The organism is Paenibacillus sp. ALE2 (assembly GCF_054113385.1).
In genome coordinates this window covers 122,129-143,601 of record NZ_CM134213.1, presented here as the reverse complement: position 1 = coordinate 143,601, position 21,473 = coordinate 122,129, and the positions used below count along the sequence as shown (strand labels likewise).

Below are 21,473 nucleotides of genomic sequence, written 5' to 3'. Positions count from 1 at the left end.
ATCAACAGATCATAAAGCAATGTTTAAGGTCATTTTTCAAGATGGAGTAGAACCTATGACATTAGTCAAGAAACGTGCCAAACCGCGCAGAAGCTTGCTGGTGAATACATCCTGGCTGTTCGGTGACAAAATGATTCGCATGGTGTTCGGGCTGGCAGTCAGCATCATCATGGCGAGAGTGTTGGGACCAGAGGAACTGGGAAAATGGAATTATGCGGAATCCTTTTTCGGGATGTTCCTGATTTTCACGACCCTTGGCTTTGATTCTATATTAGTACGCGATCTTGTCAAACACCCCAAGGATGAGCACGAGCTATTGGGTACGGCAGTTCTGCTGAAGTTGTTAGGTACTCTGGTAGCGATTGTACTGTCTTATTCCTTTATTTCACTGCTCAGACCGGAAGACAGTTCAGTACGGCTAATCAATCTGATCCTGGCTACGGCCTCGGTATTTCAGTTGTTTGATATTATCGACTACTGGTTCCGTGCACAGATGTTGTCCAAATATACGGTCGTTGCCAAGAATACGGCCTTTATCCTCGGTTCCACTGTCAAAATTATTCTATTATTGTCCGGTACTCCGATATGGACGGTGGCATTGTGTGCTCATGGTGAGTTTCTGCTGGGGAGTCTGCTGTTGCTGTATTTCTTCCATAAAGAAGGACAGCGTGTGAACAAGTGGACGTTCCGCTTCACCACTGCTCGGCGAATCATGAATCATAGCTGGCCGCTTATTTTGTCATCCTCCGCTGTATATGTACAGGCACGGATTGATCAGGTCATTATCGGTGAGCTGCTGGGGAATGCTGCGGTCGGGCAATACTCTGTTGCACTCCGGCTCATCGAAGTGCTGGGCTTTATTCCGGTCGTGCTAACGACAGCTTATGCCCCGGTGGTGACACGTTCCAAGCAGACAGGAAGCGATGAATACAGAAGGACGTTGTCTAATGTGTATCGTCTGATGTTTATATGCTTTCTTGTGACTTCGGTTCCCTTATTTTTTCTATCCCAATGGGTAGTAGTTGTGCTGTATGGGAGAGAGTTCACTGAAGCAGGCTCGCTGTTGTCACTGTTTGCGATTCGTCTATTTTTCACCAATTTTAGTGTCGCCAAAAGCTTGTTTATCACCAATGAAAATTTGTTCAAATACACGCTATTGACCTCGGTGGTAGGTGCGGTTACGAATATCGCCTTCAACTACGCGCTGATCCCATGGCTTGGTGTCCGAGGGTCCTTAGTGGCGACGATCTTGTCCTTTACGATATCTGTATTTTTATTGGATTTGTTGTTCAAGGAAGTCAAAGCCAATTTGGGCTGGATGATGAAGTCAATCCTGACCTTCTGGCATGTTCATATTACAGTACCGAAAGTTGGAGAGAACAATCATGATACCGATTAAACCATTTGTTCGGCATGAGGAACAGTGCCCGCATTGTGGAGACACGTTACGTGCTGGAGAGGTGCTGTGGCAGGGAATCCACGTATGTGTCAGTACTAAGTGTGAGGGTTGCGGACGTGAATATCTCGAGGACATGAGGGTTGGTCATGCGACGTATTCACCTTATCGTGTAGAAATGCCTGACTATATCCTGACCGGTAATGCGAAGTCAAGAAAATGGCTCGGAGAGCCTCTGCGGCAATCGTTGATGAATCCTTCCTATGATTTGGCAGTCGGTATGACCGTGCATAAAAAGAAAGCTTCTTCACGGGTGATCATTGTCAACACTATAGATTATTTATATGGTCATGCGTTGCTTAAGCTGCTTAATGTTCAGCGTGAATATGAGCAATCGCCGGAACTGGGGATCATCGTTATTGTGCAAAAGTCGCTGGAGTGGATGGTGCCGGTATATGTGTCAGAAATTTGGACGGTCGATGTCCCGTTCAACAAGGCGCGAAACTTTTATCCTCTGCTACATCATCGGATGATTGAGGAATTGATGCGCTTTGATGAGGTGTATGTCAGTCCGGCATATTCACATCCCAGCCAATTTGAGATTGAACAATTTACAGGGGTCTCCCGTTATGACGAGGAACGTGAGCGGAAGCCACGCATTACCTTTGTATGGAGGGAAGACCGCTTGTGGAGCGGCAGCCATCATATTGCCAGAGCAGTGCAAAAATTTCCGAAGCTCAAACGTGGCCTGAAACCGCTAATTTATCATCAACGCAGCAAAATCATTGGACTGTTCCGCAGACTGAGAGAAAGCTTCCCTGATCATTGCTTTACAGTTGCGGGACTTGGGCGCACGGGAAGCTTCCCAGCATGGATTGCTGACGAGCGCGTCTCACGCTTCGATCGGGATAGTGAAAAGCGGGTATGCGAGGTATACGCAGCCAGCCGATTAGTCATTGGTATTCATGGCTCCAATATGCTGCTGCCTTCTGCACATGCAGGTATGACGATTGATTTGATGCCTAAGGACCGATGGGGCAATTATGCCCAGGACATTTTATTTCACGAAACGGATCATCGGCTTACAGCCTACAAATATCGCTTTGTACCGATGGAATCGAGCGTGAGCTTGGTGGCGGATATGGCAGCGGCCCAGCTTAAAGGGGCAGACCATTTTAATATGCAGATGATGGAGGAAAGGCAGCGGCAGGGGGAACATTCAAGTTGGAGGGGAAAGGCCGCTACGGGAAGGATTTGATCTTCCGATCGCTGTTGACGAGGGATTCCCTAGATTAAATAAGCTCTGTAAGCGGGCGGAATCCCACGGGGATTATGCTTTCGAAGCGAGCTTTCCTTCGGAAAGCTTTGAGGCGAACGCTGACGCTTCTCCAGATTCAAATCCTTACCCTCCGCTACCCGCTACCCACCGTCGCCAAAAAAGATTTTCCCCCAGCCATAAGGTGGGGGAGGTAAGAGCCGCCTGGCAATAGCTTCGCCCTATCGCCGCGAACTTCACGCCGGGCAGTGTGCCGGTGTATTAATGCTCTGTATAGTCCTATCTCAAGGTGAGAGAGCTTGATGAATAGTACTCACAGCAAGCAACAATCAAGTCTAGTTAGGGCATCTTGGTCAGCCTAGCAGTAGTATAGCCATGCTTGCTTGTGAGCGTGCCATAACGTGCCAAGCTTACAAGCTGTTTGACGAAGTCAACGCCCTGCATGCATTCGCACGCGTATATCCGCAGCGATGGCACTTCATGCCCAGCATTCCCTTTTTTAAGATGGGGTGACTTTATGGAAACGGCGGTCAGCAGCGGAGTGGATGGAATCGTTCTGAAGAAGCGATAGCGTTCGCCTTTATCCCCGGATTTTACCCTTATATAAATCAGATGAAATCCGGGGATAACAGCGATCGGAAGAATGATCCATCCGCGTAGCGGACTCTAACCCCCGCCTCCCATAGCTCACCCAATATGAAATGGCAGGAGTACTGATGATGATTCCAAAAATATTGTATCTTCGCAACTTTGCCAGCAAGGTGAATGGAGCCTCATACAATTTGCAGGAAGTCGGCTTGGGCAAAGCGCTCGTCCGTAAAGGTTACGATTGCGATATTGTTTACTACAACGATCGTAAGGAGACCCATCTGGAACAAGTCTATCGTCACGCAGGCTGCACCTTGCGCATTATCTGGCTGCACGGTTTCAAGTTTTTAAGCAACAGCATCTACAGAGATGTTCTCAAAGATTCTTTTCTGGCAGCTTATGATCTGGTTATTACTACAGAATACAACCAGATCATGACCTACCTGCTTTCCCGCAAATGTCCCGATAAGCTGGCGCTGTATCACGGTCCATACCGGGATAATACGCATGCGCTGATCCGCAAACTGTACGATGTTATGCTGCTGCCTAAGGTGACAAAGTCTCTACGCCGAACCTATGTCAAATCCGATCTTGCCAAGCGCTATCTGGAGAATAAAGGCTTTGACAACGTGATAACGATTGGGGTCGGACTGGACCGCAGCAATGTAGAGAAAGGATTCAACAGTGACGACCAAAGCGGAGAGCGTGAGGAAAACCGTGAGGTTGCGAATGAACTGCGTCGGATCGGTAATCGCCCGGTGTTGCTGTATGTCGGTGTGCTGGAGGAACGGAGAAATATACGTTTTATGCTGAATACGTTCAAAAGAGTACTCCAAAAGCATCCCGGCTGCCTTTTGTTAATGGTTGGGGATGGACGAAAGATAGATACGGATCGTTATTGGGCTTATGCTGAGCAACTGGGGTTGACGGATAGTATTATACATTTTCCAAGAGTGGAGCAACGTCATCTGTGGCAGATTTACGGAGCAGCGGATGTGATGCTGTTTCCGACCCAATACGATATTTTTGGCATGGTGCTGCTGGAAAGCATGCTGTTCCGCGTCCCGATTATTTCTTCGGTGAACGGTGGCTCGGTTACCTTGATTGAGGACGGAGTGAGCGGAGTGATGTTGAGAAGCTTTTCGGAGGAGGAATGGGCTGGTCGTATAGACAAGTTGCTGGATGATGCTGAGCTTAGACAGAGTCTAGCCGAGAAAGCGTTTCTTACGATCGAGCGTATGTCGTGGGATCGGATTGCAGATGAAATCGTAAGCCAGCAGCGGATCAAACCCATAAGCTCCAATCACGCAATGCAATCAACACAGGAAAGTGGGGCGGCCACGTGAGTCAACAGGTTACCAGACGAATGACCCCGCCTGTAAGCAAAGTACTGATCATCCATAACTTTTATCAGCAAAGTGGGGGAGAAGACAAGGTTGTCGAGCAGGAATCGGCTATGCTGCGTTCCAGAGGAATAGAGACGGAGCATTACTATGTGCATAACGACAGCATTCAAAGCAAAGGATTGGCCAACATGGCCAAGCTGGCGGTAGAGGCAGCCTGGTCCTTCCCAGAATTCAAAAGGATCAAAGAGCTGCTTTTGCGGGTGAAACCGGATGTGGTACATGTGCATAATTTTTTCCCGGTCATATCCCCATCGGTCTATCATGCCTGTGAACGGCTGGGGGTTCCGGTTGTCCAGACACTGCATAATTACAGGCTGATTTGTCCGGCGGCAACCTTTATGCGAGGGAATGAAGTTTGCGAAAAATGCCTGCACGGCACGCTGCTGCACTCCATCCGTCATGGATGTTACCGAGGCTCACAGCTGCAGACGATTCCGGTGGCGGCGATGATTAAGTTCAACGAGCTGATCGGCACATGGCAGCACAAGGTAAGTCGCTATATTGCGCTGACGGAGTTTGCACGGGACAAATTTGCCGAAAGCGGCATTCCGCTGGATCGCATCGCAGTAAAACCGAATTTTATCCATCATCAAACAGCCAAAGCCAAGTATGACCCCAATGATCGTTATTTGTTGTTCGTGGGCCGGATTTCAGCTGAAAAAGGGGTTCGCAATCTGTTGCAAGCCTGGTCACAGCTGGAAGATCGAGGTGGATTGAGACTGGTCATCATTGGCGATGGTCCGCAAAAGGCTGAACTGGCTGCTGCTTATTCGCAGGAAGACATTCGGTTTCTCGGCAAGCAGGATGGAGACACGGTGCTGGATTGTATGAGCCGAGCCATGTATGTGATGGTGCCTTCCATTTGGTATGAAGGTTTTCCGATGACGATTGTAGAGTCCTATTCCGTGGGAACGCCGGTATTGTGCAGCCGAATCGGCGCATTGGAGGAAATCGTGGAGGACGGAGTGACGGGTTTCCATTTTCAACATGATGATCTGGAAAATATAAAGACCGTGATTCGCCGTGCAGTAGCCTATGAGAACTATGCAGCTATGAGACAGAAGGTGGCGGAAAACTATGCAGCACACTATACGGAAGAAGTGAATGTGAAGCAACTGCTGGCGATATATAGCGAGGCCATGGAGGAATGTGATGATGAAGCAGCTGCCCCAGTATAGAGTCGGAAGGATTGCGAGCACAGATGTTGCAGCGCTGACGTTTCAGGAGACGGTACATACGCTGGAACAATGGGCAGTCGGACGAAAGGACAGCTATGTATGTATTTGCAACACCCATTCCATTGTCACGGCCGGGAATCATCCCGAGTTCCACGAAGCGCTCACTCAGGCTGATTTGTGTACTCCAGATGGTATGCCACTGGTTTGGGCCCTTAAGCTGTATGGGTTCGAGCGTCAGGATCGAGTAGATGGTCCCAGTTTGATGCTCAAGTTGTGCGAACGTGCGCCACAAACGGAGGTGAGCGTATATTTTTACGGCAGTACGCCGGATACGCTGGATAGCTTAAAAGACAGGGTAGGACAGGATTACCCTGGAATTCGTATCGCGGGCAGCTTTTCACCGCCATTTCGTGAACTTCAGCCAGAGGAGGAGAAGCGGATCATTGAGGAAATCAATGCTTCAGGTGCGCATCTCATATTCGTCAGTCTGGGCTGTCCGAAGCAGGAAATCTGGATGCATCGCAACAAGGATCGTATCCGTGGCGTGATGGTTGGAGTAGGGGCTGCCTTTGACTATATTACAGGCAAGGTTCGCAGACCGCCGCTAATGATACAAAGGTTGGGACTGGAGTGGCTGTACCGTCTGCTCTGTGAGCCAAAGCGTTTATGGAAGAGGTATGCCTATAACAATCCAATGTATATCTATCGTTTTCTCAAATCCTATCGGCATAATAAAAGGCTCACGCTCTATCATAATCGGCATACAGGGAGAGGCGTAGAGAAGTGAAGCAGGGCAAAAGTACAGTGAAATGAGACAGCATGTAAAAGGGGGAATTGGTTTGAAACTATGTGTTATAGGTGCCGGGTATGTCGGACTGGTGTCAGGGGTCTGTTTTGCCGCGCTTGGCAATAACGTCGTCTGTATCGATCAGAATGAAGACAAAATTCGTCAGCTGCGTGCAGGTGGAGTACCGATTTATGAACCAGGCTTAAAGGCTCTAATTAAAGATAATGTCGAGCAGGGCCGGCTAAGCTTCACAACAGATACCGCAGCTTCAGTGCAGGTAGCTGAAATTGTTATTTTGGCGGTGGGTACGCCTTCATTGCCGAGCGGTGAAGCCAACTTGTCTTATATTGAAGAAGCAGCGTGCGAGGTGGCAGCTGCCATGAATGGCTACAAGATCATAGTTACCAAAAGCACGGTGCCTGTCGGAACGAACGAGCGTATTCAAAATTGGATCGCTAGCCGCACGAACTATCCTTTTGGTGTCGCTTCGGTTCCTGAATTTTTACGAGAAGGCTCGGCGGTCATGGACACCCTACAGCCTGATCGAATCGTCATTGGAGCTTCCGATCCGCATGTATCCGCAGTGCTAACTACTCTGCATGAGCCGCTGACAACGAATATTTTAACCACGGATATCCATTCGGCCGAGATGATTAAGTATGCGTCGAATGCTTTTTTGGCGACCAAAATTTCGTTCATTAATGAGATTGCGAATATTTGTGAAAAGGTGGGTGCAGACGTTACACGCGTGGCACACGGTATGGGACTGGATCAGCGGATCGGTTCCTCCTTTTTGTCTGCTGGTATCGGCTATGGTGGTTCGTGTTTTCCCAAGGATACGCAGGCTTTAATTCAAATTGCAGGCAACGTGGATTATGAATTTAAGCTGCTGAAATCCGTGGTAGAGGTGAATCAGGGACAACGTTTTAACGTGATTCGCAAGCTGAAAGAGGCACTGGGTGAGCTGGAAGGGGCTACGATTGGCATATGGGGGCTGGCCTTTAAACCAAATACAGATGACGTAAGAGATGCCCCGGCGCTGGATATCATACAGTCGCTGCTGGAGGCAGGTGCGCACATTCGTGCATATGACCCGATCGCTACCGCTAACTTCCGCCGATTGCTGGACAGCCCGGAAATAAAGTGGGCCGATAGCGCACGAGAAGCAGCAGAAGGATGCGATGCGTTGTGTCTCTTGACGGAATGGGAGGAGTTTGGTGAGGTCGGACTGGGTGAGCTGAACGAGTTGATGAAGTATCCCATTATGATTGACGGGCGCAATGTGTACAGCGAAGAACAAATCAGACAATCTGCCTTTGCATACTATTCTGTCGGCAGGCCACAGATGAACAATCTGGATATAGATCGTCATCAGTCTGTAGTGAATCCGTAAAGGGAGGCTGCGTATGAAACGATGGCTGAAGGTGACATTGGGGGCTGTGGCGTTATTGGTTGTAGGAGGTGCCGCCTATACCGTCTATGTGTATCATTCCTTTAAAACAGCGGCAAATGCGATGTATCATCCGCGCAGCATCGTGCAGCCCGGAGCGGTCTCTACCCTTGCTACGGGCGGAGCAGGGCGCTCCGTAGGTACAGACACTGGATCAAGTACACCCAATCCGGCAGCCATCTCTCAGTTCAAGCCGTTCACCGTGCTGGTGCTGGGTGTTGATCGGCGACCGCACGATCCAGGACGATCGGATACGATGATCGTTCTATCTGTGAATCCCGCCAATGGTTCGATGTTGATGTTCAACATTCCGCGTGATACGCGAACAGAGTTGGTCGGTAGAGGGCGTGAGGACAAAATCAATCACGCGTTTGCTTTTGGGGGCGTGGATATGTCGATCCGTACGGTAGAGCATTTTTTGAATCACCCGATAGATTACTATGTACAAATGAATATGGAAGGGTTTGCGAAAATGGTGGACCTTGTGGGAGGAGTGGAGGTCTACAATCCACTTGATTTTCAGTATGAGGGGCATCATTTTGCGCAGGGGAATTTGAACTTGAACGGAACTGAAGCATTGGCCTATGCCCGTATGCGATTTGATGATCCGCGTGGGGATCTCGGAAGAAACGCCCGCCAGCGAGAGCTGCTCAAGCAAATTCTTGCCCAGTCCATCAGCAAGGAAGGGCTATTGCGAGTAAAACCGATACTGGAGGCAGCGGGGGAGCAGATTCGCACAGACATTAGCTTTGACGATATGAAGACCTTCCTGACCCGGATCGGCCCGTCTCTTAAGCAGACGGATACCGTTGAGATAAAGGGACATGGGAGCAAAATTAACGGTGTGTATTATTACATCGTAGATGAGCAGGAACGCCAACGTATCCATGGAGTGCTGGAGAAGCATTTGCTCACCACTCCCGCATCACCTTAGGCATCCCTTATATAGGCGAATGTCCTTTAGAGAGACCCTGTTATTCTCTTCTAAACTCCTCTTGTCCCACATACATCTGTAGAGTATTCGGTACAGTCCGACAGAGGGAGGGACAGGTGTGCTGCTTAGAAGGAGAGCGGCTTCGGCGTTCGTCCGTAAGCTACTGTATTTTGCAATCATATGTGGATTGCTATGGTTGCTGTGGATGGGTCTGCGTGGGGTGATGTCTACAGGGGAAGGGGATCAAGCCGTAGAAGCGCTGAACGAGTTCTACACGATGGAGCAATCGGGGAATTTTGGCGGCTCATGGGAGCTTTTTCATTCACAAATGAAGAAGAAATTCGAGAAGTCCACGTATGTGCAGCAGCGTGCGCACGTTTTTATGCAGGATATGGGGACGGATACGTTTACCTTTGAACTGGGGGAGCCGCAGGCTGAATATGACATTCGTACCGATTCGAATGGGGAAGATTTAGGGAAGGTCTACCGCATTACGGTCACTCAGCACTACAAGACCCGATTCGGTACTTTTGATATCGTACAGCCTTGTTATGTGACGCAGGAAGATGAGGAGTGGAGAGTGCTTTGGATATACAAGGAGAAGGAACAGACGTGATAAGGTGCTCCCAAAGGTGTTTCTGACAGGATAAATATGGTACAATACTTCCAAAACCGGAAATGTACAGTAAAATGGATGACAGCTTCACTCCGGGTGGAAGGAGTTTCATAGCATGCAGCAAGCGACAGGGCAGGTTCCCGTCATACGGATGGAGGGTGTGAGTAAAATCATTTCCTCAAAAGCGATCGTGGACAATCTGACACTGGAGGTTCCGGCAGGACAGGTATTTGGTTTCCTCGGACCGAACGGTGCAGGAAAAACGACCACCATTCGTATGATGGTTGGCCTGATTTCGATCAGCAAGGGTGATATTCATATATGCGGAGACAGCATCAATACCGATTTCGAAAAGGCTGTTTCCCATGTCGGTGCGATTGTTGAGAACCCGGAGATGTACAAGTTTTTGACAGGCTATCAAAATTTGCAGCATTTTGCGCGCATGTCGCCTGGGGTGACCCAAGAACGTATAGATGAAGCGATTCGTCTGGTGGGACTCGGAAACCGAATTCATGATAAAGTCAAAACCTACTCGCTCGGGATGCGTCAGCGACTCGGGGTAGCTCAGGCGATTTTACATCGACCGAAGCTGCTTGTGCTGGATGAGCCGACCAATGGCTTGGACCCGCAGGGTATTCGTGAACTGCGGGATTATTTGCGTCAATTGACCCGTACCGAAGGAATTACCGTGTTTGTATCAAGCCATTTGTTGTCCGAAATGGAGCTGATGTGCGACCGCGTGGCCATTATTCAGAGCGGACGATTGGTTGATATTAAGCAGTTGAAGAATACAGAGGGAGAAGTGCAGACGGCGGAAATTGCTTTTGAAGTCAATGATGCTGAGCAAGCCTATACGCTTGCTGGAGCCGGGCGCGTCGAAGGCAATCAACTACTGCTTCACCTGGAGCGGGAACAGATTGCAGAGATGAACAGCCTGCTGGCTGCAAATGGAGTCAAGGTGTATGCGATTCGCCCGGTTGCCCGTACGTTGGAAGATCAATTTTTGGAAGTGACGGGAGGCGGGTCCATTGGCTGATTTCTTCAAGCTGGTACATAATGAAAATCTTAAAATCTACTTGCGTGTGCGCACATGGATCATGCTGGGGCTGCTGGCGGTCATCACCGCTGTGATTCCGATGCTGATTTCTCTAGTTTCTGATCAGGTTAGTGTGTGGGATGGCATCGCATTGACAACGTTGTTTACATTTTTCCTCAATACGACGTTTACAGTCATTGTAGCTGCTGATTCGGTGGCTGGCGAATTTACATGGGGAACGATTAAGTTGCTGCTCATTCGCCCTTGGACTCGCAGCAAAATTCTGTTGTCCAAGTATATATCGGTGATTTTGTTCAGCTTGCTCGGAACAATCGTTTTGGTCTTGATGGTTACGCTGTCCTCCTGGCTGATGTTATCGAAGGACGCACCAGCGGGCTCTGTTCCGCTGTTCAGTGATCCGATATCTTACGTAACGCTGAACTTCTTGTATAGCTATATCGCCTTATTCGTGACCATGGCTTTTGCATTTATGTTATCCGCGGTGTTTCGTTCGAGCGCCTTGGCGATTGGTTTGTCCTTGTTTATGATGTTCACCAAAACGATTTATAACTCTATTGGCTTGTTCAGCACAGATCGTTTTGAATGGACCAAATACGTACTCTTTACGCATATGGATCTGAAAAAATATCTAGATATGCCGCCGGGTACAGTAAGTTCCAATCTAACCTTTTCGCTCGCCGTGCTGGCCGCTTATTATGTGGTTTTTATCGCGATTGCCTGGGTGGTTTTCGTAAAACGCGATGTCTCCACCTAAACACGTATCTCTTAGCATGTGTGATTGAATGACACGAGGATTTTGGCAAAATGCTGAGATCACAAAAAGGAAGTCCAATGCCTAGCCATTTGGACTTCCTTTTTTGCTATATTGGCACTGTTTTATTCAGTATCTATGTCATTTTTGCTACATATTCTGTAAGTGTGGGTATATTGTAATCTATTTTCAGCAAGAATCAATCAATAGGGTCGGTTTGCGTTTAAAGAAGTAGAGAGAAACAGAACAGGGGGGCGTATGATATGCTGCAAAATAATCGTTTTTTTCGTCTGACTTCAGGAATCGTCATGCTATTGCTCATTATTTACTTGGGCACCAAAGTAAGCTTTATATTCAGTCCTCTTGTATCCTTGGTCAGCTTGCTGGTTGTACCGTTGATGCTATCTTTTTTCCTCTATTATTTATTGAGACCGATCGTAGATGTCATGGAACGGAGAAAAATCAAACGATCAATTTCCATATTGCTGATTTATTTGGTTATTGGCGTGTTACTGTTCCTCTTCTCATGGGGAGTGTGGCCTACGCTCCGTGATCAGGTAACCAATTTATTTGAGAACGCGCCGAAGCTTATTAAAAGTCTGGTTGATCAATTGAGCCAATGGCGGCATAATCAATCCTTGAGACAAGTACTGCCTCCGGGTGAAGACCCGCTGTCACAACTGTCAGATACGTTAAACGAAGCTTTTTCAACGCTGTCAGATTACTCGGTAAAGCTGGTATCGTTCGTATCCTACTTTTTTATCGTATTGGCTACCTTTCCCATATTGCTCTATTACATGTTGAAGGAAGGAAGCAAGTTTGGTCCCAAAATGCTTAACTTCTTTCCTAAAAAGTATCATAAGGACGCGCTGGAGGTTATGGAGGATATTGATAGTGCGCTCAGCAGCTTTATCGTCAGTCGAGTGCTGATCAATGTCGCGTTGGGCTTGATGATGTTCCTTGGATTTTTGATTATTGGTTTGCCATATGCCTTGCTGCTTGCCGTTATTTCGATTTTCCTTAATTTTATTCCCTATGTGGGGGCAGTAGCTGCTTCTATACCTGTGGTTATCATTGGATTTCTCGAATCGCCTTCCATGGCGCTCTGGTCGCTGGTGGTGGTGATCGTTGCACAGCAAATTCAGGATAATTGGCTGTCGCCGATTGTCTTTGGCAAGCAGCTGGACATTCATCCGTTGACTGTCGTCATTTTATTGCTAGTTGGTGGCGACCTGCTCGGGATCTTGGGTATCATTTTGGTTATTCCATTATATATGTGCGGCAAAATCGTCATACGCAAGGTGTACCATTTATTTTTGGAACGCAGAGTGGAGGATATTATGGAGTGATTGGAGGATGTACTGGATATATAGGAGTATAAGCCGGCCCTATCCCGCTTCAGGTTGTAGGGAGGCTTGGCTGTCCTCTATGTCTTGGCTGAAACTGGATTGATTTTCATCCTCTGATTTCTCTATAGCAGCTGGCGACTCTGCATCCATAGTTTGGTTCATTTGACTTGTGCCGTTCAGTACGCCGCCTTCAGAAATGACCAATGTAGGGGTCGCCGTATTTCCGTACAGTTCGCCTGTCGATGTAATGGTCAGCCGTCCTTCTGTGGTGATGCTGCCGAATACCTTGCCGGCAAGAATGACGTCCCGTGCAATAATGTCCGAACGTACAACTGCTGATTCTCCAATGACGACAGTGCGAGTGCTGTAGATATCGCCCTGAAAATGACCGTCAATGCGAATGTTGGCCTCTGCCTCAATCGTACCTTCAAAGCTGGTGCCGTTCGCGAGCAGTGTATCCGTCGCCGGGGTGGAGAGCTTTTTTTTGGATTCCTTGAACATGATCGTTTTCCTCCAATCCTTTATTGTCGGTATTTTGCAAAAACCTTATTGTACATACAGCAATGGATCGACAGGTTGGTTATGCTTGACGATCTGAAAATGAAGATGAGGTCCTGTGCTTCTCCCGGTACTTCCCAGCAGGCCAATGGTCTGTCCTTTGTGAACACGGTCCCCCGGAGCCACCTGCATACCGCTTAGGTGCATATACCAGCTTTGGAGTCCGTCAGGATGCTGAATGATGATGCACTTGCCGCGTGCTCCGCTGGAAGCGGCCTCCAGCACAGTGCCTGCCCCTGCTGCATAGACAGGATCACCGGATTGACCGGCAATGTCCACGCCTGAGTGAAAAGCGGATTTCCCTGTAAATGGGTCGCTGCGATAGCCGAAACTGGAGGTCATGCGCCGCGAACCAACAGGCCAAATGGAGGGCCTGCCTTGTTCAGCAAGTGCCAGTCTTCGGGTCTGGAGCAGCTGCGCGGCTTGTTGGCGCTCCAGGTTCTGCTGTACGGCGTTTGCCTGTTGAATAGAGCGCGGAACCGTGCGCTCCACTGTGTCCAGCAGAGCTTCGATTTCCTGAAAATCATCCATGGCCTGGCGGGCTAGAAGAGCTGTATTTTCATGCACTGCGATCAATTCACCCCCGGTATGGCCGGAAGCATCCCAGGAGAGGGGGGTGATGGTTGATTTATTACTGCTGGCGCTGGAGGAATTTCCGTGTTTACGAATGAATTGCTGCATTTGTTGTTCCAGCTCAGTTACACGCTGGAGACGTTCGCGAATACTGGTGGCTTGATTCGTCAGCTCCATGACTTCCTGCCGCAGTCGCCCAATGGCTGCGTCTTTGTCTGCTACCGTGACCTCCATCTGCAAACTCTGGACAGCAAGATTGGTTTCCATTTGGGAAATAATATGGGAAGAACGGATTTGCAGCCCGATCACGAGCGTAGAGATTGATGCGATCACAAGGGTCGGGACGAGAATGACAGCGGCTGCGGAGCATTGTAGCTGCTTGGGCGGTTGCTGTGCATCCCGAATGACAAGCAGGGTCATCCGGCGATTTAGGCTTCCTTTTTTCATAATCGCTCCTTTCCGGACATCGCTCCTATAGTGCTTGGTTACTATCTATTCAGCTTAAGAGGCAAACATGTCAAAAAAATTGGAGCTTTGTATAAAACGTAGATATATAAGGAGGCTTAGACATGCTGTGGTTGCTGTTGGTTTTAATTATTTTTATTTTTCAGACCGGGACGATTCTGCTCTTTGAATTTCGCAAGCCGTCCAAAGCGGTAGCCTGGCTCTTTATTTTGTTTTGCTTCCCGCTTATTGGTTTTGTGGTGTACTATTTTGTTGCTCAGGATTACCAGAAGCGTAAAGTGGTTCGTAAAGCAGGATCGCAGCTATTTCGTGAATTCCGTGAACATCTGTGGGCGCAAACCAAGGTGATTGAAAATGTAGAGCAAATGCACAATCCCCATTTCAAGCACCAGGAGCGTCTGTTTAACCAGTTGATTCGTATGTCGGAAAACCCGTTGACTGGCTGCAACCGTACACGTGTGCTGACGAACGGGGAAGAGACTTTCGACGCCATGCTGAAAGCGATGGAACAGGCACAACATCATATCCATGTGGAGTTTTACATATTTCGGGCAGACGAAATCGGAAAAAAATTTCAGGAAGTCATGATCCGTAAGGCACGCGAGGGAGTTAAGGTACGATTCATTGTGGACGGCGTAGGGAGCTACCATTTACCCTATTCGTTTATTCGCACTTGTAATGAGGCTGGGATCGAATTTCATTATTTTCTACCGCCGTTTTTCGCCACGCTGGACCGCCGGATTAACTATCGCAATCACCGGAAAATCGTGGTAGTGGATGGCACGATCGGATTTGTGGGGGGAATCAATGTAGGCGACGATTATCTCGGAAAGTACCCCAAAGTGGGATTTTGGAGGGATACGCATTTGCAGATTGAAGGAGATGGCGTTTATTTTCTGCAAAATGTGTTTCTTAGCGATTGGAAGCTGGCTTCGGGGGAGAGGCTAATGGACGTGAATTTATTTCCTCCACATACCTGCACAGGGGATGAGGAAGTACAGATTTTGAGCAGTGGGCCCGATCAGGTATGGGATACGATTCAGGAATTGTGTTTTGGAGCGCTTACGGTTGCCAAAAAGCGGATTTGGATAACGACGCCGTATTTTATTCCCGATCCGGGGATTTATGAGGCACTGAAGCTGGCGGCCGTCAGCGGCATAGATGTGAAAATTATTATTCCCTACCAATCAGATTCGAAACTGGTCCACCTGGCGTCACTGTCCTATGTGCAAGAACTGCTGGAGGCAGGAGTGGAGTTCTACCAATATCGAAAAGGATTTATTCACGCTAAAGTGGTGATTGTGGACGATTTGCTCGGCTCGGTTGGGACCGCCAATATGGACATGCGTAGCTTTTTCTATAATTTTGAGTTGACCGCTGTACTTTTTGCAACTTCGGCGTTGGAACGGCTATCGGCAGATTTTGTAGAGGACATTTCCAACTCTTCCAAAATAGATTTGAACGTGTTCCGCAGACGCCCTCGATCTCAAAAAATAGCTGAAATTCTAACTCGCATGCTCTCTCCCCTCCTTTAGAGGCGGTTTTCGCCGTTTTTATCAATATAATCCCGCTTTATTGTGATTTATGTGCTCTTTGCTAACTTTTTTGCGCAAAATCACAGTTTTATGATATACTAATCACATAACTAAGCGCCGTAAAGGAGAGGGGACTGCGGAGAGCAGCCCCTTTTTCGGTCCAATATACCATACTGTAACGGGGGGATTTATATATGAGTGTAGTGAGCAAGGAAGTCCAAAATCTGTCTGAGATCACAGATGTAACCGGAGAGTTGACCAAGATCAGCAAAATTCCAGCTAATCCAAAGAACAAAGTAAAACGCTTATTGCAGCGTGCAGCCATGATCGTGGTTGGTGCAGCGCTGATGGCCGTGGGATTGGAAATATTTCTGGTTCCTAACGGCGTTATTGACGGCGGCGTTACAGGTATTTCCATTATGGCCTCCAAGATTACTGGTTATCCGCTCGGTATTTTCCTGACCCTGTTGAACCTTCCATTTTTACTTATCGGCTACAAACAAATCGGTAAAACCTTCGCTTTATCCACATTATTCGGCATCGTCGTTATGTCCATCGGAACTGCGTTACTTCACAATGTAAGTGCATTGACGCCTGGGGAACCGCTGCTTGGCGCTATCTTCGGGGGTGTCATTCTCGGCGTGGGAGTGGGTCTTGTGATTCGGTCCGGCGGCTCGCTGGATGGGACAGAGATCGTGGCTATTCTCGTCAGCGAAAAAACTCCTTTTTCGGTCGGTGAGATCGTATTGTTCGTTAATATTTTCATTCTGGGAAGTGCGGGTTTTGTATTCGGTTGGCCGAATGCCCTGTATTCCATGATTGCTTATTATATTGCTATGAAAATGATTGATATTACAATTGAGGGTCTGGATCAGTCCAAATCGGTCTGGATTATTAGTGATAAATACCGTGATATCGGAGATGCTCTGACGGATCGTCTTGGACGAGGTGTAACTTACCTGGAAGGTGAAGGCGGCTTTACAGGTGAGAGCAAAAAAGTGATTTTCGTCGTCATTACCCGACTGGAGGAAGCGAAACTCAAGAGCATCGTTGAGGATTGGGACCCGCACGCCTTCATTGCAATTGGTAATATTCACGATGTGAAGGGCGGACGTTTTAAGAAAAAAGGAATACACTAGCGCAAGGGGACAATTTCTCAGCCTATGGCTGCGGGGTTCGTCCCCTTTTTTGTGCTTCAAAGCATGGATCAGGTTGGGTGTGTTTTGGAGCGCATATGTTTGAGGAGGTCCTCTACGGGCTGGGGAGGCACCTTGTCGATCAAGTCGCCTACCTGGTTTAACCGTTCCTCAATATTTAGCAGATGGTAATCAAGTGGTGACACATCTTGCCGTACCTCTTCCCAGGTTAGCGGAGTCGAGACCGTAGCACCGGGACGTGCCCGTGGAGTATAAGGAGCGGCTAGGGTTTTTCCCTGATAATGCTGCAAGTAATCAAAATAGATGGCTGTTCCACGATCCTTCTTTAACCGTTCCAGTGTGAACAGATGCGGGTGCTTTTCCGTCACAAATTGTCCAACCAACAGTCCGATGCTGCGTAGCTCGTCAAAGGTGATGCCTGTACGGATCGGGACGATAATTTGTACACCAGTGGCCCCGGAGGTTTTGGGGACAGAGTCCAACCCAAGCGAAGCCAATACTTCGCCTACAATGGAGGCGGCCTCCATAATACGTGGCTCGACTTCTCTGGATGGATCCAGATCAATCATCCATTCACAGGGCAGTTGGCTTCCTGTTCTGTGCAGAGAGGGATGAAATTCCAACGCAGCTTGATTACCGAGCCAGAGTAGTTGGGGCAGCTTGCCAAGCACGATATACTCAATGCCATCATGCAGAGCGGTTTCAATATAGTCTGGCCGAGGATGTGGGGCATTTTTCTGATAAAAAAAATCTCCATGGATACCATGTGGCCAACGGATGACAGTCAATAGACGCTGATGACAATATTTGAGCAGGTAGGGGGCCAATACCGCAAGCTTGCGAAGATATAGCGCCTTAGTTACACCTGCTTCGGGCCACAGCGGTTTATCCGGGTTTGTGATCGCAATTTCATGACCTTCAATCGTAATCGTACCTTTAACAGCTCGTCCCATAGTGCTATGCTCCTTTGGTTAACATGCAGCAAGATCATTATTTACAGACAACTGGCAGCATTTCTACATCTACATAAGGTTTAACATGAGCGTGCAGCACAGAATTTATCCATCAAAGGGATTGACAAGATACATTATGTATCATAAATTATAATAAAAATACGATATGTATCTATTAAAACGTCTTGAGCAGAGGTAGAGGAGGAGTGTGCTTGATTGAAAAGCAGGGCGGAAAGCTAGTATTTCTGTTGAGTGTCCCTCGAAGTGGAAGCTCGCTGCTAACTGCCATTTTGCAAAACCATTCCCGTCTGTTTGCCACGCAGGAAATGTGGTTTCTGCTCAGTTTATATGATCTTCCTCAGTCACATGCACGGCCATATGGAGGAACAGGAATACTCCGGCAATTTTTTAAAGGTATGGTCCCTCCACATGTATTGGAGCAGGCCGCTCGTTCGTATGCACTTGAAATATATAATGGCCTGCTTCAAGGGACGACCGCTGATATGCTTATCGACAAATCACCGCGTTACTATACAGTGCTTGAATTTGTAGACCGTTTGTTCCCGGCTGCCCGTCGAGTGTGGCTTATCCGCAATCCTTTGTCCATCGTGGCCTCGTTTAAAAAGGTCAATCAGCTCCGAAATGGGAACTTTCACCTGCTGAAGGAACTGGGAAGTCCGCATTTTAATATGAAGATGACAGATATTACGGTTGGTTTGTTCCGGTACGCTCATTATTTTGCCACACCTCATCCACTTGCATACCCGCTGATGTATGAACAGCTCGTAGCCAATCCAAGGATGGAGACTGAGAAGCTGTGTCATTTTCTGGAGATCCATTATGAGCCGGGGATGGAAAGGTACGGGAACTTCGCGGATACGCCCCAATCCAATCTTTTTTATAGCATGGGAGCGGGTGATCCGTTTGTTATGGAGCATGAACAGGCGCATCAGAATTCGGTACATAGTTGGCAACATCTGTTGAGTACAATGGAAGTTGAACTGTATTGCAGAAGTATTGGAGCTCGCTTGTTTAGGCAGCTTGGTTACGGAGAAGCGCTGGAACAGGCTGAGCAGATGACTGGAGTCCGCTTTGAGGATGACCCGGATGTAGAGCTGTTGAGTCGGCGTACACACCAGTTCCTCCAACAAAGTGGCTTTGAATGGAAGACAGCTTATCGGATGCTGGAAGAACAGGATGCAGATAACAAAGGATTCATGACAAATGCAACCTGTCATGCTGCACCTCACAACCCGGCAAGGATGGATATGGCACAGATCGTGAGTGATCGACGAATTCAATCACTGGAAAACAGACTGGCACATAGCTTTGAGGAACGGAACCGGCTGATCGCGCAGCTCCAAAGCTATCAGCGCCCAAGCCAAGGATTCCGGTCCCATTTATTGGCCCGTAAGTTCGGGCGCTGGGCGTCTGAAGTATTATCAAGTATCGGAAAAGAAAAGGGGGGAGAACGTGAGTGCAATTGCCGGAATCTATAGATTTGGGCATGAGTCTGTATATGCTGAAGAAGGCGAAAAAATGATGCAAACTCTGCAAAAATATCCCGCTGACCGCGTGTGCGCTTGGTGTGAAGGTTCCATTTTTTTGGGATGTCATGCCCAGCATGTGACCCCAGAATCTGTTCATGAGCGTCTTCCCTTTTATGATGAGCTAAGAGATTTGGCCATCACGGCCGATGCGATCATTGACAACCGTTCTGAGCTGTTTGAACGACTAGCAGTTGAGCAGGGGCGGCGGATAGATATCACGGACAGCGAGCTGATTTTACTGGCATACGACAAATGGGGTGTTGATGCAGCAGGTTATCTGATAGGTGATTTTGCCTTTGTCATTTGGGATGCCAAGAAACATCGGTTATATGGTGCTAGAGATATGACAGGCAATCGTACGCTGTACACCTACCAACATGACGGAGGATTTGCGTTTAGCACGGTAGTCGCTCCGCTATTGGTTCTTTCCTCTCTGCGAAAAGAACTGCATGAACCATGGCTGGCCGAATTCTTATCTATCCGTGCAATGCAGGAATCCGTCGATATCGGGACAACCGCCTACAAGCATATCAACCAGCTGCCTCCTGCACATTGGTTCACTATGGAAGAGGGAAAGCAATCGCTCTGTAAATATGCATGTCTGGATGAGGTAGAGCCGTTGCGGCTCAAAACAGGCGGCGAATACATAGAAGCTTTCCGCGAGGTATTCTCCCAGGCGGTAACTGCCCGATTACGGACGCATCGCGCTGTAGGGGCTGCCCTGAGTGGGGGATTGGATTCCGGAGCGGTTGCCAGCTTTGCCGCACCAGCGCTGCACTTACAACACAAGCCGCTACATGCCTACAGCTATGTACCTGTTCAAGATTTTACAGATTGGACACCGCCTACATTGCTGGCGAATGAACGCAGTTATATTCAGTCCACGGCTCGCTATGTGGGCAACATTCGTGAAAATTATATGGATTTTGAGGGGAAAAGTCCGTTTTCTGAAATTGATATTTGGCTGGAGTTGATGGAGGCTCCCTACAAATATTTTGAAAACTCCTTCTGGATTAGAGGTTTTTATGAGAAAGCACAGGAACATAATGTCGGAGTTCTGTTGACTGGGGCACGGGGCAATTTTACCGTATCGTGGGGGCCTGCACTGGACTATTATGCCCGTCAGTTTCGCCGTTTGCATTGGCTGCAATCTTGGCAGGGAGTGAGGCAGTATAGCAAGCTTACAGGCAGTCGTATGTCTCATTTACTGCCCGTGATGTTGAAAAAAGCCACTTTACTTGACGCTCGCACATGGTGGGGACGTGGCAAGCAAAGTCCGATTCCTTCACTGATTCACCCGGAGTTTGCCAAGCGGATGAATGTAGAAGATATTCCCGTATTGAGTGGAACTGGCTGGAGAAAAAATGCCGATCAGACAAGAAAAGAGAAGTTTTCAAATTTGGCGATTGCCAACAAAAATGGTGTCATGGCGACCAAACTTTCACTCCGTTATGGCCTGTGGGAACGTGATCCGACCGGGGACAGCCGTGTCATTCGCTTTTGCTTATCGGTACCTTTTGAACAATATGTACAAAATGGCCGGGACCGTGCCCTCATTCGTAAAGCTATGCGTGATCATCTCCCCGATGATGTTCGGTTGAACCAGCGAGTACGCGGCGTACAGCCTGCGGATTGGCTACATCGTATGCTTCCTTGCTGGGACACGTTTATGGGAGAGCTGCAAGTGATGTGTCATGATTTACGAGCTGCCGAATATCTCAATATGGACTACATTAAGGCGGCTATGGCGAAATACCGACATCCCCGTCCGGACCAGGCATCCGATCCGAATATACGACTATTCATGCACAGCCTGATCGTGTACCGTTTTCTCTGTGGTTTGAACTGATTTGGATCTAACCGATCAGACGGCGTGCCATTCGTGGGAGGGGAG

The 21,473-nt window shown here is 48.3% G+C and carries 18 protein-coding genes; 15 read left to right on the top strand and 3 right to left on the bottom strand.

Annotation, left to right across the window (positions count from 1 at the left end):
• Positions 1-55 precede the first annotated feature (55 nt).
• From ACXHJ1_RS00715 to ACXHJ1_RS00665, 11 genes are all read left to right on the top strand, one after another.
• Entirely contained in the window at positions 56-1,399 is a 1,344-nt protein-coding gene (locus tag ACXHJ1_RS00715) for a flippase (protein WP_457905410.1), read from the top strand.
• Positions 1,386-2,654 carry a hypothetical protein gene (locus ACXHJ1_RS00710; protein ID WP_457905409.1) on the top strand — a complete coding sequence of 423 codons (1,269 nt, stop codon included), beginning with the start codon at positions 1,386-1,388 and terminating at the stop codon, positions 2,652-2,654. The genes ACXHJ1_RS00715 and ACXHJ1_RS00710 overlap by 14 nt, the downstream gene beginning before the upstream one ends.
• 737 nt (positions 2,655-3,391) lie before the next feature.
• Positions 3,392-4,606 carry a glycosyltransferase family 4 protein gene (locus tag ACXHJ1_RS00705; RefSeq protein WP_457906149.1) on the top strand — a complete coding sequence of 405 codons (1,215 nt, stop codon included), beginning with the start codon at positions 3,392-3,394 and terminating at the stop codon, positions 4,604-4,606.
• Positions 4,603-5,844, top strand: a complete 1,242-nt coding sequence (locus ACXHJ1_RS00700) for a glycosyltransferase family 4 protein (protein ID WP_457905408.1) — start codon at positions 4,603-4,605, stop codon at positions 5,842-5,844. Before ACXHJ1_RS00705 ends, ACXHJ1_RS00700 begins: the two co-directional genes overlap by 4 nt.
• Positions 5,819-6,631, top strand: coding sequence for a WecB/TagA/CpsF family glycosyltransferase (locus ACXHJ1_RS00695; protein ID WP_019686417.1), 813 nt, complete (start codon positions 5,819-5,821; stop codon positions 6,629-6,631). Before ACXHJ1_RS00700 ends, ACXHJ1_RS00695 begins: the two co-directional genes overlap by 26 nt.
• 52 nt (positions 6,632-6,683) lie before the next feature.
• Positions 6,684-8,024, top strand: a complete 1,341-nt coding sequence (locus tag ACXHJ1_RS00690; RefSeq protein ID WP_457905407.1) for a UDP-glucose dehydrogenase family protein — start codon at positions 6,684-6,686, stop codon at positions 8,022-8,024.
• A gap of 13 nt (positions 8,025-8,037) precedes the next feature.
• The gene (locus ACXHJ1_RS00685) at positions 8,038-9,015 is read left to right on the top strand and encodes an LCP family glycopolymer transferase (RefSeq protein ID WP_016821232.1); all 978 of its coding nucleotides are present in this window, start codon (positions 8,038-8,040) and stop codon (positions 9,013-9,015) included.
• Between the two features lie 118 nt (positions 9,016-9,133).
• Positions 9,134-9,631: a hypothetical protein gene (locus ACXHJ1_RS00680; protein WP_016821231.1), complete on the top strand. Its 498-nt coding sequence runs from the start codon at positions 9,134-9,136 to the stop codon at positions 9,629-9,631.
• Positions 9,632-9,746: 115 nt separating this feature from the next.
• Positions 9,747-10,667 carry an ABC transporter ATP-binding protein gene (locus ACXHJ1_RS00675; protein ID WP_031463077.1) on the top strand — a complete coding sequence of 307 codons (921 nt, stop codon included), beginning with the start codon at positions 9,747-9,749 and terminating at the stop codon, positions 10,665-10,667.
• Positions 10,660-11,442: an ABC transporter permease gene (locus ACXHJ1_RS00670; RefSeq protein WP_107734026.1), complete on the top strand. Its 783-nt coding sequence runs from the start codon at positions 10,660-10,662 to the stop codon at positions 11,440-11,442. Before ACXHJ1_RS00675 ends, ACXHJ1_RS00670 begins: the two co-directional genes overlap by 8 nt.
• Positions 11,443-11,702: 260 nt before the next feature.
• The gene (locus ACXHJ1_RS00665) at positions 11,703-12,788 is read left to right on the top strand and encodes an AI-2E family transporter (RefSeq protein ID WP_025364270.1); all 1,086 of its coding nucleotides are present in this window, start codon (positions 11,703-11,705) and stop codon (positions 12,786-12,788) included.
• A gap of 39 nt (positions 12,789-12,827) precedes the next feature.
• Here ACXHJ1_RS00665 and ACXHJ1_RS00660 read toward each other — a convergent pair whose 3' ends face one another.
• Both ACXHJ1_RS00660 and ACXHJ1_RS00655 read right to left on the bottom strand, forming a co-directional pair.
• A complete protein-coding gene (locus ACXHJ1_RS00660; RefSeq protein WP_107734024.1) occupies positions 12,828-13,289 on the bottom strand; it encodes a bactofilin family protein in 462 nt (153 codons plus the stop codon).
• 45 nt (positions 13,290-13,334) lie between these two features.
• The gene (locus ACXHJ1_RS00655; RefSeq protein ID WP_017426474.1) at positions 13,335-14,366 is read right to left on the bottom strand and encodes a M23 family metallopeptidase; all 1,032 of its coding nucleotides are present in this window, start codon (positions 14,364-14,366) and stop codon (positions 13,335-13,337) included.
• Between the two features lie 122 nt (positions 14,367-14,488).
• Between ACXHJ1_RS00655 and cls the strand changes: the two genes are divergently transcribed.
• Together cls and ACXHJ1_RS00645 are read left to right on the top strand one after the other, a co-directional pair.
• Complete coding sequence (gene cls / locus ACXHJ1_RS00650; protein WP_017426475.1) at positions 14,489-15,919, top strand: cardiolipin synthase; 1,431 nt, start codon at positions 14,489-14,491, stop codon at positions 15,917-15,919.
• Between the two features lie 194 nt (positions 15,920-16,113).
• The gene (locus ACXHJ1_RS00645; RefSeq protein ID WP_013369852.1) at positions 16,114-17,058 is read left to right on the top strand and encodes a YitT family protein; all 945 of its coding nucleotides are present in this window, start codon (positions 16,114-16,116) and stop codon (positions 17,056-17,058) included.
• Between the two features lie 68 nt (positions 17,059-17,126).
• On the opposite strand, the gene ligD is transcribed toward ACXHJ1_RS00645, so the two are convergent.
• Entirely contained in the window at positions 17,127-18,029 is a 903-nt protein-coding gene (gene ligD / locus ACXHJ1_RS00640) for a non-homologous end-joining DNA ligase (protein WP_016821225.1), read from the bottom strand.
• Between the two features lie 212 nt (positions 18,030-18,241).
• On the opposite strand from ligD, the gene ACXHJ1_RS00635 reads away from it, so the two are divergent.
• Both ACXHJ1_RS00635 and ACXHJ1_RS00630 read left to right on the top strand, forming a co-directional pair.
• Positions 18,242-19,528 (top strand): sulfotransferase family protein, encoded by a 1,287-nt coding sequence (locus ACXHJ1_RS00635; protein ID WP_457905406.1) that lies wholly within the window; start codon positions 18,242-18,244, stop codon positions 19,526-19,528.
• Positions 19,503-21,428, top strand: a complete 1,926-nt coding sequence (locus tag ACXHJ1_RS00630; protein ID WP_457905405.1) for an asparagine synthase-related protein — start codon at positions 19,503-19,505, stop codon at positions 21,426-21,428. Before ACXHJ1_RS00635 ends, ACXHJ1_RS00630 begins: the two co-directional genes overlap by 26 nt.
• Positions 21,429-21,473 lie beyond the last annotated feature (45 nt).